The organism is Advenella incenata (assembly GCF_004217095.1).
GTDB lineage: Bacteria > Pseudomonadota > Gammaproteobacteria > Burkholderiales > Burkholderiaceae_B > Advenella > Advenella incenata.
Genome location: NZ_SHKO01000001.1, coordinates 175278 through 188538, shown reverse-complemented (window position 1 = coordinate 188538; position 13261 = coordinate 175278). Strand labels below are relative to the sequence as shown.

At 55.2% G+C, this 13261-nt stretch carries 14 protein-coding genes; 6 read left to right on the top strand and 8 right to left on the bottom strand.

Features of this window, described 5'->3' with window-relative positions; translation table 11 throughout:
- Positions 1 to 84: 84 nt before the first annotated feature.
- Positions 85 to 1044, bottom strand: coding sequence for a 3-hydroxyacyl-CoA dehydrogenase family protein (locus EV681_RS00825; protein ID WP_130303087.1), 960 nt, complete (start codon positions 1042 to 1044; stop codon positions 85 to 87).
- A gap of 439 nt (positions 1045 to 1483) precedes the next feature.
- On the opposite strand from EV681_RS00825, the gene EV681_RS00820 reads away from it, so the two are divergent.
- The 4 genes from EV681_RS00820 to EV681_RS00805 all read left to right on the top strand — a co-directional run bounded on the left by EV681_RS00820 (position 1484) and on the right by EV681_RS00805 (position 4644).
- Complete coding sequence (locus tag EV681_RS00820) at positions 1484 to 2275, top strand: MipA/OmpV family protein (protein ID WP_242612091.1); 792 nt, start codon at positions 1484 to 1486, stop codon at positions 2273 to 2275.
- Between the two features lie 7 nt (positions 2276 to 2282).
- Entirely contained in the window at positions 2283 to 2978 is a 696-nt protein-coding gene (locus EV681_RS00815) for a response regulator transcription factor (RefSeq protein ID WP_130303086.1), read from the top strand.
- Positions 2965 to 4383, top strand: coding sequence for a sensor histidine kinase (locus EV681_RS00810; RefSeq protein WP_165392902.1), 1419 nt, complete (start codon positions 2965 to 2967; stop codon positions 4381 to 4383). The genes EV681_RS00815 and EV681_RS00810 overlap by 14 nt, the downstream gene beginning before the upstream one ends.
- A gap of 75 nt (positions 4384 to 4458) precedes the next feature.
- Positions 4459 to 4644, top strand: a complete 186-nt coding sequence (locus tag EV681_RS00805) for a hypothetical protein (protein WP_130303084.1) — start codon at positions 4459 to 4461, stop codon at positions 4642 to 4644.
- Between the two features lie 22 nt (positions 4645 to 4666).
- On the opposite strand, the gene arsK is transcribed toward EV681_RS00805, so the two are convergent.
- From arsK to EV681_RS00775, 6 genes are all read right to left on the bottom strand, one after another.
- Positions 4667 to 5890 (bottom strand): arsenite efflux MFS transporter ArsK, encoded by a 1224-nt coding sequence (arsK, locus tag EV681_RS00800; protein ID WP_130303083.1) that lies wholly within the window; start codon positions 5888 to 5890, stop codon positions 4667 to 4669.
- A gap of 125 nt (positions 5891 to 6015) precedes the next feature.
- Positions 6016 to 7071, bottom strand: coding sequence for an ACR3 family arsenite efflux transporter (gene arsB, locus EV681_RS00795; RefSeq protein WP_130303082.1), 1056 nt, complete (start codon positions 7069 to 7071; stop codon positions 6016 to 6018).
- Positions 7068 to 7574 (bottom strand): arsenate reductase ArsC, encoded by a 507-nt coding sequence (locus EV681_RS00790; protein WP_130303081.1) that lies wholly within the window; start codon positions 7572 to 7574, stop codon positions 7068 to 7070. The genes arsB and EV681_RS00790 overlap by 4 nt, the downstream gene beginning before the upstream one ends.
- Complete coding sequence (arsH, locus tag EV681_RS00785; RefSeq protein ID WP_130303080.1) at positions 7571 to 8338, bottom strand: arsenical resistance protein ArsH; 768 nt, start codon at positions 8336 to 8338, stop codon at positions 7571 to 7573. The genes EV681_RS00790 and arsH overlap by 4 nt, the downstream gene beginning before the upstream one ends.
- The gene (locus EV681_RS00780; protein WP_130303079.1) at positions 8335 to 8670 is read right to left on the bottom strand and encodes an ArsR/SmtB family transcription factor; all 336 of its coding nucleotides are present in this window, start codon (positions 8668 to 8670) and stop codon (positions 8335 to 8337) included. The genes arsH and EV681_RS00780 overlap by 4 nt, the downstream gene beginning before the upstream one ends.
- A 120-nt stretch (positions 8671 to 8790) precedes the next feature.
- Complete coding sequence (locus tag EV681_RS00775; protein WP_128393470.1) at positions 8791 to 9714, bottom strand: LysR family transcriptional regulator; 924 nt, start codon at positions 9712 to 9714, stop codon at positions 8791 to 8793.
- Positions 9715 to 9853: 139 nt separating this feature from the next.
- On the opposite strand from EV681_RS00775, the gene EV681_RS00770 reads away from it, so the two are divergent.
- Entirely contained in the window at positions 9854 to 10261 is a 408-nt protein-coding gene (locus tag EV681_RS00770) for a RidA family protein (RefSeq protein ID WP_128393469.1), read from the top strand.
- A 114-nt stretch (positions 10262 to 10375) separates the two neighbouring features.
- Here the strand turns inward: EV681_RS00770 and EV681_RS00765 are convergent, their stop codons facing one another.
- On the bottom strand, positions 10376 to 11830 hold the full coding sequence (locus EV681_RS00765; RefSeq protein ID WP_130303078.1) for a YdgA family protein: 1455 nt from the start codon (positions 11828 to 11830) through the stop codon (positions 10376 to 10378).
- A 294-nt stretch (positions 11831 to 12124) separates the two neighbouring features.
- On the opposite strand from EV681_RS00765, the gene EV681_RS00760 reads away from it, so the two are divergent.
- On the top strand, positions 12125 to 13171 hold the full coding sequence (locus tag EV681_RS00760) for an MBL fold metallo-hydrolase (protein ID WP_130303077.1): 1047 nt from the start codon (positions 12125 to 12127) through the stop codon (positions 13169 to 13171).
- Positions 13172 to 13261 lie beyond the last annotated feature (90 nt).

Genomic DNA, 13261 nt, shown 5'->3' with positions numbered 1-13261 from the left:
GCCTGCGACGCCGTGCCGCCCATACAAGCATACAGGCGCATTTGTCTGACCAGCCGCATTCGCGGCAGGCGATGCGTTAACCGGTCAAGGCTCGATCTGGGGCAGGTCCGCGGCCAGAATGCTCAACCCGGTACGCAGGGCTTTATCGTAGCGAGCCCGCTCGACAGCAATCTGCTCTGGTGTCCAGTCGTAAAACCCCTGGCCGGACTTCATGCCCAACTGGCCCTGGCCGGGCTTGTCGGCCAGCACTGGGGGCGGTTCGCTTACATTGGAGAGGGTCGGGTAGATCGTAGCGGCCGCGGCAGCGTGCACATCCAGGCCTGCATGCTCTTTTTGCATGATCGGGCCAGCCGCGATATAGCGAAAGCCAAAGCCGAACCGCACTGCATTGTCGATGTCCTGCGGCGTAACGATGCCTTCCTGTATCATCGAAAACGCTTCGCGACCCAAGGCATGCTGAAGACGGTTGGCGACAAAGCCGGGCACATCCTTGCGAACCATGATCGGCACCGATCCGCAGCGACGCATAAGCGTGGCAAGGCCATCGGCCACCTGCTGATCCGTATCTGGGCCCAGTACGACCTCCACCAGCGGCACGATGTGCGCAGGCATGAAAAAATGCAACCCGATCATCCGCTGGCGTTGCGGCAGGCCTTCAGCGATCTGACTGATGGGAAAGCTCGAGCTATTGCTGGCCAGCACCGTATCTGGCCGTACCAGGACCGACAGAGACTTGAACAGTTCACGTTTGTAATCGAGTTTTTCCGGGATGCACTCGATGACCAATTGGATGTTCTGCCAATCGAGCTCCTCCAGCGTCGCCGCCATGGTCAGCAGTTCGACGTTATCGCCGCAGTTGATGCGCTCCAGATTGGCGGCAATGCGTTCCCTGATTTGCTGATGCGCCTCGCCACGGGTCTCGATAAGATGTACCGGGCAACGCGCGCGCAGCAAAACAACAGCGACATCTGCCCCCATGGTGCCGCCTCCTACCACTGCCGCCGGTGTTGACGATGGAGCGCCGAGAATAATGCCGTTTGTCATGAAGTCTTCCTGTTAACTCAAAACAGGCATCATAAACGGTCGCCCGCCTGGTATCAAGATGCGCGCAGGGTGCGGTTCAGTGCTAAGGCCACGGGGCGGGTATCCCTATTTCTCTTTCTTGCTCAGCAACAGCCGTGTCCATGTGAAAATTCATTTTTCTTGCAACTGAAATATTTGAGACGATCAATAACATAACTACCCACACCTGCTCGCGACCGTAGAGCGGGTTAATTCGCTTCTGAAAAACAGAGCAAAATTCGTTTTTACAGGATGTTCTCAATCAATCTGTCACAAACAGAACAAAGCCTGCGTTGGTACGTCCCATGTTCTCAACCGGCCTTGATGCTCGCCCGCCTGTTGCAAATTTCTTTCCTGCAGTAAGGATTGCGTAATAGAAATAGCCAGACAATCTGCACTCCAAGTTGATCAGGGGAAATATATGCAACTGCGAAACGCTCGCACCACACGAATTTTGACAGCCGCTTTGCTGGCCTGCGTAGGCTCGACGGCGGCCCAGGCCCAAGGCCTGCGAACCCCTGAATATACACAGGAGAACGAATCGCAATGGAGCCTGGGTGCAGGCATCGGCATACAGCGTAGTCCGTATCGCGGCGTGGGCAATGAAACCAGCGCCATCCCCCTGCTGGGATTTCAGAATCGATACGTACGATTTTTCGGCACGACCTTCGACGCCAAACTACCCTCCGCCGGCCCTGTCGATTTTTCAATCCGGGCCAGATACGCTTTGGGCGATGGTTATAAATCGTCTGACTCTTCCTACCTTTCGGGTATGGACAAGCGCGAAGGCGGGTTGTGGCTGGGCCTGGCCACCACCTGGCATAGCGGCGTTGCCGACGTTTCACTCGAATGGATGCGCGCTCTGGGCAAGAGCAAGGGTAATCGTATTAAACTGGCGGTGGAACGGTCCTTCGAAGCCGGCGATCGGATTCAGATCACGCCTTACGCCGGAGTTCAATGGTCCGACAGCAAGGATGTGGATTATTACTTCGGCGTCAAAGACAGCGAAGTCAATGCTGAGCGCGCTCGTTACGAGGGAAAATCCAGCACCAATGTAAACGCGGGTATCAGAATAGATTACGCCCTCACCAGCCATCAGAATCTGTTCCTGGACGTTGGGGTAGAGCGCTGGGGTTCTGGTGTCACCGACAGTCCGCTGGTGCGGCGCAGTACCTCTCCATCGCTACGAATGGGCTACCTGTATAGATTCTGAAGAAGACATGTCATCTAACCGTATTGCAATCCTGGAAGACAATCCGCGCATGGCCGCGCTCATGTGCAAAGCCCTGGCTGCGGCCGGCATTGAGGCAGACGTTTTCGAACGCCTGGACTCCGTCTGGCCGGCCATGACACCCGGCTTATACGGCGTATTCGTGATTGATCGCAGTGTGCCGGACGGCGATGGCCTTAATCTGGTCAGGCGCCTGCGTGCCGTTGGCAATGCAACGCCCTGCCTGATGGTCACGGCAAGGGATGCCATTCATGATCGCATTGAAGGACTGGAGTCGGGCGCAGACGACTATCTTCCCAAGCCCTTTTCTTTAGAGGAACTGGTTGCCCGGGTGCGCGCGCTGATGCGTCGGCCACTTAGATTGGCCAGCCTGGAGCCGGCTTTCGCCGGTATTTCCGTGCACACGGTGCGCGGCTGCATGAACTACGGGAACGTGTCTACACCTCTGGCTCCGGCAGAACTGCAAATCCTGCTGGCATTAGTTCAGGCTGCAGGCCAGGTGGTCCAGCGAAACCGACTTGAAGCAGCCGGCTGGGGTCTGGGAGAAGGCGTCACACCCAACGCACTGGATGTCGCGGTACACCGTCTGCGCCGCAAAATTCTGGCGGCAGGCTCCTTCACGCAAATTGTCAATCTGCGCGGCAAAGGCTTTGTCCTTCAAAAGGCGGATGATGAAACTCCATAGCCTGACCGGAAAGCTGCTTTTTACCACTACCATTGCGCTGATTATTACAACTGCATTTGTCGCGATTCTTTCTCACGTAGTCATTACCTATTTTCCGCGAGTGATGCTGGAAGCTGATTTCGCAGGAAACGAACGGCAACTGACTGATGGCTTGGTCTTTGACTCGGCAGACAGGCCCATTGCTGTCAACCTCAAGCCAGGCTTATCCAGCGTTTTCGAGGTTCTGAAAGATGATGCTGTCTATCGCGTTGTTGATGCACAAGGTAAAGTGCTGCTTGCATCGGACGACGGCGCCCATGCGTTTGCGCCCGCCGGACAGGCTTTTAACCCGCTGTTAACAAGATTTGACGTGGCCCCTGGCGGCAATTTACTCCATATTGCTACATTCGCACTCACCCGACCTGGGCCGCAATATTATGTGCAGGTTGCCCGCAGCGAGCGCTTTCAGCAGAGGCTGACGGAAAATGACGGCGGTACCGTACGCCTCACAACGCTAATCATGACCATCGTTGCCTTGTTGATATTCAGTGCCATCGTACTGTGCACCATCTGTCGCCTGATGAAACCGGTACAAAAGGTATCGCTGGCCGCATCACGTATCACTCCCGGCAACTTGCAAGCCAGGCTGGCGACCGAGAGTCTGCCTTCCGAGCTGGTGCCCCTGATCACTGCGTTTAATGGCGCACTTGATAGACTGGCCAACGGATATCGTGTCCAGCAGGAATTTCTGGCTACCACTGCGCACGAGCTCAAAACGCCGCTGGCACTGATGCGTGGCACGGTTGAACTGGGCGACTCAAGCGATCGTGCACAGCTACTGTCCGACATCGACGCCATGTCACGCCAGATTCAGCAGTTGTTGCAACTGGCCGAATGCAGCGAATCCCATAATTACATCATGGCTGAAACTGACCCGGCCATGGTGGTGGCAGACGCCATCGTCAAACTTGACCGGCTGGCCGACAGTCGTGATGTGGCAATCAATACCAATGCGCTGGCAAAACCGATTCTGATCAAGGCCGACAGTGCAGCACTGGCCATTCTCATACGCAATTTGCTGGAGAATGCCATTCAGCACGCCCCCGCCGGTACCACCGTAGAGGTTCTGCATGATGAGAACGGGCTTACCGTGCGTGATTACGGTCCAGGCATTGCACCGAACGACTTGCCCAAGGTATTTAATCGTTTTTGGCGAGGTGCAGACAGCGACGGTCGATCAGGGCTGGGGCTGGCCATTTGCCAACAGATTGCCCAGGCGCATGGCTGGACCATAGCGATCATTGCGGCCAATCCTGGTGCAGCCTTTCGGGTTGTTTTTGATGACCTCGACCAGTCGTCGCCCGAAGCCTATCGCTTGATATCCTCGTTACGTCAGCGCGGTGTTGGCGAGCGCGCAACTTCATAAAGAAGCTGGCTGGCAAAGTCCTATTTTTTAACGCATTCGTCGCAGGCAGAGTACCGTTTCAGCATATTCAACACGATGAAAACTTATCTTGATCTGATCCCCCTCATGGATACCTCTTCTGTAGCCAGACGTCCGGAGCGTGCGAAGGCCCAGGACTTGCCTGGTTGCATGCATACTCCCATGTCTTTGCCGGAGAACGCACAAAGCGCCAACGAGTCCCATACACTCCCAAAAGAAGACTTGTGCGAGCGCACTATGTAAAATCAAAGTGCAATGCACCGAGTCATTGCACTTTGGACTCCAGTCGCCTGATCAGCACGTACGCGACAATCGCCCCCGCTCCCAAAACAATGGTGATTGCCAGCGCCCACTGAATGCCGATATTAATCATTCCGAACGCCAGGGCGAAAGGCGCGACGGCCGAAACGGTCAAACGTGCAGCCGTGATTTTCCCCTGCAATCTGCCGTAGCCCTGGCTCCCAAAAAGCACCAGCGGCAAGGTACCTGCAACAATACTGAACAAGCCGTTGCCCAGGCCGAATAAAATTGCAAAAGTGATAGCACCGGCGACACTGGGCGCAGTGCTGTTGAGCACGGCAATGGCGGTACACATGAGCGCAGAAGCAACGGTGGCAAGCGTCACTGGCGAGAGGTTGCCGCCAAAGACCATATTGGTGAGCCGACTAGCCACTTGAGCGGGTCCAAAGAGCGTCCCCACCAGGGCAGCCGTCGCGCCCAGGCCCAGGCCTGACAATAGCGGCACCATATGCACCAATATGGCCGATGCAACCAGCGATTGCAGCGCGAACGCAATCACCATCAGCATAAAGGCGGTGTGCCGGGCCGAGCCCACCAGCCGCCCCGGCAACACTTTTAATTCGGATTCCGTTCTGGTTTTGCCTTGCCGGGCCCCGCGCGCCAGCCAGGCATGAATGGGCAGACAGACAAGCAGATTGATGGCCGCAAAAATATAATAAACGTTTTGCCACGATAGCTGCGCATGCAACGCCGTTGTGATGGGCCAGAAAATAGTGGAGGCAAAACCGCCGATCAACGTCAGGTAAGTGATGCTGCGCTGGGCTGTCAGAGGATATTTTTGCACCAGGAGTGCAAACGCTGCCGCGTACTGCACCAAATTAGCGGTTATTTCAATCGCGATCAGGGCCACCACAAATACAATATGATTCGCCGCCGCTGCACATGCAATGAGCGCCACAGCGGCCAATCCCGAGCCCAGCGTCATGACGCGCCCTGCTCCGAACCGGTCTATCCATATGCCTATCCAGGGCGCCATCAAGCCGCCAGCAAGCAGCGCCACAGACAAGACACCAAAAACCCACTCAACCGACCAGCCCAGGTCTGCAGCCATATCGGAAGCAAGAATACTGAAGGCATAGTACAGGGTGCCGTAGCCGATGATTTGCGTAACGCCAAGCGAAGCAATAACCGCCACCAGATGACGATCCCATTCCCTTTTTTGTCCAGGGAGGGCCAGTTTTATTGCCATGGGAACGGATCCTTGCTGCTGTTCACGCGGTATCGACGGAGCTATCTGATTGACGGCCAGGCTATCTGATTAAGACCGGCCATCGCGTCCCCGGCCTGGGCAGCGCGATGATTGGCAATTTAACACTAATTTTGCTCGTACCAGTGCTTTGTCCGATTCACGATGCGCACAACCAACAGCATGACCGGAACCTCGACCAATACCCCCACGACCGTTGCCAAAGCTGCGCCAGAGTGCAACCCGAACAGGCTGATGGCCGCCGCAACGGCTAGTTCGAAGAAATTGCTGGCGCCGATCAGGGCTGACGGGCAGGCCACTGCATGGCTTTCTCCGGCCTTTTTATTGAGCCAGTAAGCCAGCCCGGAGTTGAAAAACACCTGGATCAGGATAGGTACCGCCAGCATCGCAATAACCAGCGGCTGGGCTATGATGGCCTTGCCCTGAAAGGCGAAAAGCAGCACCAGCGTAAGCAATAGCGCCACTATCGACCAGGGCCCGATGATGTGCATGGCCCGCTCGTAGGCGGCCTGCCCTTTGTTAAGGAGCCAGCGACGCCAGATCTGCGCCAGAATGACCGGCACGATAATGTAAAGCACCACTGAAACCAGTAATGTATCCCAGGGCACAGAAATGGAAGACAGGCCGAGCAACAGACCCACAATCGGGGCAAATGCCACGATCATGATCGCATCATTTAATGCAACCTGTGAGAGCGTGAAATAAGGATCACCCTGGGTCAGGCGACTCCACACAAACACCATTGCCGTACACGGCGCGGCCGCCAGCAGAATCAGGCCGGCAATGTAGCTATCGAGCTGGTCTGCCGGCAGGTAAGGCGCAAAAACGTGTCGCACGAAAAGCCACCCGAGAAATGCCATGGTAAACGGCTTGACGGCCCAGTTTATGAAAAGTGTAATACCGATACCACGCCAGTGCCTGGTAACCTGGTTCAGTGCAAAAAAATCAATCTTTACCAGCATCGGGATAATCATGACCCAAATCAGCACGCCGACAGGCAAATTAACCCGAGCCACTTCCATAGCGCCAATAGCGCGAAAGACATTGGGCAAACCTTGGCCAAGCAATACGCCAACCACAATGCACAGCGCCACCCATAGTGTCAGGTAGCGCTCAAAAACACTGATCGCAGGCGCTGGCTCTGCCTTACTCGACGCACTCATGCCGCCTCGCCGGCGGTACCGATTTTTGATAACTCGTGTTTGATGGCCGTCTGATCCAGAATATGGAAGGGCAAGCTCACAAAAAGACGAACACGATTCATGATGTTGCGAAAGGCTTTATCAAAGGCCTGCCTTTTCTCTTCATCGGACCCCTCTACCGCTGCCGGATCCTCAAATCCCCAATGCGCAGTAATGGGCTTTCCTGGCCACACGGGGCAGACCTCGCCTGCGGCGTTATCGCATACCGTAATGACAAAATCCATGATCGGCGCATCGGCCATTGCGAATTCGTCCCAGTTTTTACTGCGCAATTTTTCAGAGGGATAGCCTATTGATTCTGTTTTTTCGACAGCAAAAGGGTTTACCTTGCCCATTGGGTGGCTACCTGCACTGAAGGCGTTGAACCGCCCCTGCCCCATCGTGTTGATAAGCGCTTCGGCCATGATGCTGCGGGCGGAATTGCCCGTGCACAGAATAAGCACGTTATAGGTTCTCGGGGTCATGATGTTTCTCGCTCAGCCTGGGTTTGAGGAGTAATAGCAATGGATGAAAGATCTCTGGCAGGGTCGATAATCCGACCCTTGGCTTTTCGTTCGGAATATCGGTCGGTCAATACATCCTGATGCGAGCGCAGCAATGCAGTAAAGCGCACTAACTCTTCCATGACGTCAACAATACGGTCGTAATACGGTGAGGGCTTCATACGCCCCGCCTCATCAAATTCCTGATAGGCTTTGGCCACGCTGGACTGATTTGGAATGGTGAACATGCGCATCCAACGGCCAAGCAAACGCAGGGTATTGACCGCATTGAAGCTCTGGGACCCACCCGATACCTGCATAACAGCCAATGTGCGCCCCTGGGTGGGCCTGATACCGGCCATTTCCAGTGGCAAGTGGTCTATTTGTGCCTTCATGATCCCGGTGATCTGACCATGCCTTTCCGGGCTGCACCAGACCTGGCCTTCTGACCACGCTGAGAGTTCCCGCAACGCTTTTACCGCAGGGTGATCATCATTTTCCACCTGGTCCGGCAAGGGCAAATCCGAGGGATCAAAAATTCGGGTTTCAGCGCCAAAAAACTGCAATATGCGCGCCGCTTCTTCAACGCATAGACGGGAAAAAGAGCGGGGGCGCAATGAACCGTACAACAGCAGAATGCGCAAGGGTGGGGAGTCTGGCGCCAGGCCCGAAGCCGGTCTGTTCAATGCGAAGGCCGGATCCAGTGCAGGCAGGTAATCGGCGTCAATAATGCTGCGGGTTCTCATGCTGTCTCCGTTGCTTTTTCAGTTTGCACACAAGACAGATCGCAGTCTTGTCCACTGCAGCAGTTCTCTGTCAGAAAGGCGACCAGGTTGGCTGCCGTTGCATACTCTGCCGTATAGATGACAGACCGGCCCTCCTGCCGCGACGCAATCATGCCGGCATGCGAGAGTTCCTTCAGATGAAAAGACAAGGACGAAGGCGCAATGCCCACGGCTTCACTGATTTTTCCGGCTGCCATGCCGGCCGGACCGGCTTGAATCAGCAGTCGGAACACCATGAGGCGAGATTCCTGGGCGAGGGCCGCAAGGGCGGCGATAGCATTTTTCGTTTCCATATTTCAATAATATTGGAAATATCAAAATGAATCAAGCGATTTTTCCTGTTTACTCAGCCAAGGCGAAGTTATGCTGGCTTGGCGTTTTGCAGGAGGATCCGGAGCGGGACCCAGAGCTTGTTAGCTCTGGCGCTGCGCGTCAGGTGCATCCGCTGCCATGAGCTGTGCAACCCAGTCAATGAATACCCGCAGCTTCGCACTGACATGCCGATTGGGCGGATAGGCAACATACATGGGCATCGGATCCAGCGCCCATTCCTGCAACAACGGGATCAACTGGCCCGTTGCCACATGCTCCCGGGACATGTAATCAGGCAGCCACAGCACCCCCAGGCCGGCCAAACCGGCCGCCAGGTAGGCATTACCATCGTCAACCGAAAGGATGTATCTACCCTGTATGGTGACACGTTCATCGCGATAGCGCATGGTGGGCGCCAGCGCCTTCCCAGTGCGTGCCCACAAGAACGCCACGACGTGATGGCCCGGGGTATTCAACTCCTGGGGATGCTGCGGTACGCCGGCCCGTGCCAAATAATCCGGCGCGGCGTAAATGCCAAGCTGCAAGTCACCTACATGGCGGGCCATCAGGGACAAATCGGTGAGTTCGCCCCCACGCACAACACAATCGACATTGTTGTCAATCAGGTCCACCACACGGTCACTCACACCCATATCGAGTTGTATATCCGGATACCGGGCATGAAATGCCGGCAGCGACGGCACCAGCACCATGCGCGCAAATGGACTGGGAACATCGACTCGCAGCCGCCCCCGGGGCAATGCCGCTGCGCTGGACAAGCTGGTTTCTGCATCGTCCATGTCGGCCAGCAACCTGATCACCCGCTCATAGTAGGCAGCGCCATCGGCGGTCACGTTGACCTTGCGTGTGGTCCGGTTAAGCAGACGGACACGCAGGCGCGCCTCCAACTGCTGCACCAATTGCGTGACGGTCGTTCGGCTCATATGCAGCGTCTCTGCCGCCTTGGTGAAGCTGCCGGTTTCCACCACTCGGGCAAATGCCCACATCGCATCGAATCGGTCCATGTGTGTTCCCAGATAGAGGATTGTTTGTATTTTACAAACAGTGATGGACAGATTTGCCTGTTTATCGGTCAAACCGGAAAACATAGAATCACTGTATTGTAGTTGTCGAGTCTGCCAGACTCATTCATGGAGAGAAGCTATGACAAAACGCGATGTCGTTTTTCCGCCTGGGCGCCAGGCTCTGTATGACAAGAATCACTATTCACCCGCGATTCGGGCCAATGGCTTTTTGTTCGTTTCCGGCCAGGTCGGCAGCCAGGAGGATGGTTCACCAGAACCGGATTTGGAGGCGCAGGTGCGCCGCGCATTTGATAACCTGAACGGTATTCTGAAGGCAGCGGGCAGCAGTTTCGAAGACGTGATTGACGTGACGGTTTTCATGGTCGATCCGCAATCGACATTTGAAACCATCTGGAACGTCGTACCCGAGTATTGGGGCCAGGCTCCTTATCCCACGCTGACAGCCGTCGGCGTTACCTGGCTCTATGGTTTTGACTTTGAGATCAAGGTCATTGCAAAGCTGCCTGAGGATGCCACAAAGCAATAGACCGACTTACGGCAAACTACACGCCGCCGAGACCGTATCAGGGGTCCAACACTTTGCTGTTGGCCCCCGTTACGTGACAGGACGTGCCGGGACTGCCCGGCCAAGACGCACTGGTTAGTGGGGAGCGCCCATAAATAAAGAACCCGCTTTGCCGGCCAATTCCATCACACTCATTGATTCACCGTTCAGCATGATTTTCTCGTCTGAATCCTTGGCTGAATCGTACGCAATATCGCTCGTGATCACGCCGTTCTCAAATTTCCCAAGACCCGTTGTCTGCGTCATGAGCCCTGCCATGCTGGCAAGATCATCGCCTTGCTTGTCGGCCGCTGCCTTGTCTGTTACACCACTGGCCTGAGCACCGGCGGACCCGAGATCACGAATCAGGCGTGTATCGGCTTTCAGAGCAAATTGCACTTTTTTCAGCGACTCAGCCAGGAACGCCGTGTCTTGCGTCGTCTGTCCCTCAGGCTGGCCAGTGCCATCAAAATTAGCCGAAGCCTCCAGTGAACCTTCCCCGTTTGCTGTCTTCCACGAGAAAGGAGACACGCGTACCTGCAACTTGTTGCGTATCAGACTGGTGAACAGTTCTGCATAATACTGTTCGATTTGCTCACCCTGCTGCTCAATGTTGTCTGGCGTGATATTGAGCGATCCGGCCTGTTGCCTGAACTTGTCCACCGCCTGCCGGTCAAGATGTTCAAAGGCGAGATTCAACTTGATGGCGCCAAAATCGATATTGTTAACCAGCACCTTGCCAAGATCATAGCCTACGTTCAGGTTCAGGAAATTATCCACTTCTGCCGTTTTCACATCGATCTTGAAATCGGCGATTGACACCGTCTTATCGTTCTTCGGCTTAATATCAAGCTTGGCGATACTCATTTTACCCGGACCCACGAATAGGCCGGACGCAGTTTTGCTGGAATTGGCCTGTCCCGTCACGTTCTTGACGGAAAAGTCAACATTGGCATAGTTGGTCAGGCTCGCCTCGGGAAGGTCGAACGTCATATCAATTTTGGTAAAGTCCTTGTCTACAACCGACGTTGCCGTTATCGGCTGGGACTTGAAGGCGCCCTCTCCAACAGTCGCATCCAGTGCCTCTATTTTGGCGACGGAATGCACATTTCCTGAAAAATCAATGCGATCGCTTTGCACGTACGGTTCTTTGCCGCCTGCTGCGTCATACAGTGGCTTGGTCTTGTCGTCGTTGACCAGCGTGGTTGACGCGGCTGCGTATCCGGTGACAAATTCACCCCGCAACAAGGCGTTAAGCGATATCGGCCCGTGTTCGATGTGGCTTTTGAGCAGAACTTCCTTGGGCAGGGCCGACATTTCCGGAATGTTCAATTTGACTTTATATACCGCGTCAGACGAGAAAACGCCCTTGTCATAACTGACCGGCTCCATACTGACTCGTCCGTCGCCTTCTTTTTTCAGATACTCGTTAGTTTTGGCCAGATAGTCGTCAAGTCGCTCCTGGACCTGCGTACCAAGATACCAGCTTGATCCGGTCCAGATTGCGCCAGCGGCTACAACAACACCGGCTACGATTGCGGCTTTATTCATCGAATTAATTCCTATAGATCGTGAACTGCGAATAGTTAAAAATATTGGCACAATTATAGCTGCCAAACCCGACCTGGCGGCTTGCCCGATGGTCGCCTTGACGTTATTTTAATCAACAGAAAGCGAATGTCGGTTGATGGTCGTAGCTGCCTGTGTGCACCAACGATTCATTCGGCAAGACGTTGGAAAATTTGACGTAGCCTCATGAGCGACCGTGATCTGTCTATAATTGACTGGCGCCGCAAGCCTGCGTCGTACAGCACGTTAGCTCAAACACTACAACAGGAGACTCTAATGCGGCTATTCAGATCATGGATCAACAACAGCGATACCCCGAGCGATGACGCAGTCGCATCGTCTGGCAGGCGTTACTTTCTGGCAGCCGGCTGCGCCTGCTGCGCAACCTACGCGTTAAACATTTCGCCTGCCGCAGCCCAGTCGCCAGATGTGCAGCGCCATCTGACTGCAGCGCGCGCCGCTGCCGGAAACGATCTCAAACAATTGCTAAAACTGGGTGACGTTGCCTTGCCGGCCAGTGCCAAAAAAGGTCCATCGATCCAGGAGCTGATGGCGCAACCTGCACCACCGCCCGGCCAGGCTTTCGATAACCTGTATTTCGTCGGCGGCAAATGGGTCAGTGCCTGGGCCATCACCACATCCGACGGCATCATCCTGATCGATGCAATGAACAATGCTGATGATGCCAAAAATGTGATCGCCGCCGGCATGCGCAAGCTGGGCCTGGATCCGGCGCAGATCAAGATGGTCGTTATCACGCATGGCCATGGTGACCACTATGGCGGCGCCAATTATCTGGTGGAGCATTTTCATCCGAAAATCATTGCCAGCGAAGCCGACTGGACCATGATGGAAACCAAGCTGGAGTTCGAAGTGCCCAGCTGGGGTCGTCCGCCCAAGCGAGATGTAGTCGTAGAAGACGGCGCCAAGCTGACACTGGGCGACACCACCGTTGATATCGTGCTGACACCGGGCCACACCATGGGCACGATCTCGGTGGCGTTTGACGCCAAAAGTGGCAGCAAAAGCCACCGAGCCTTCCTGTGGGGCGGCACATCATTCAATTTTGGCAAGCAGCCTAACCGCATGGAACGCCTGCAGGCGTATATTGATGCGACCGCCCGGGTGCGTGATATGGCTGGCAAGCAGAACATAGACGTGTTCTTGTCCAATCACAGCGGCATGGATCTGGCCGACATCAAACTGGCACAGATGAAAAAGGGCGAGCCCAATCCGTTCGTACTGGGTTCTGAAACAACGCAACGCGCACTGACCGTGATGCATGAATGTGCGCTGGCGACCAAGGCAGCATGGAGCGTGTGAAGCATTGACGGCGATGGCGTGTCTGGCGCCATCGCTTACTTCACAGGCCGGTTATCAGGCTGCCGGATCGACCATGCTACATGGCGAACA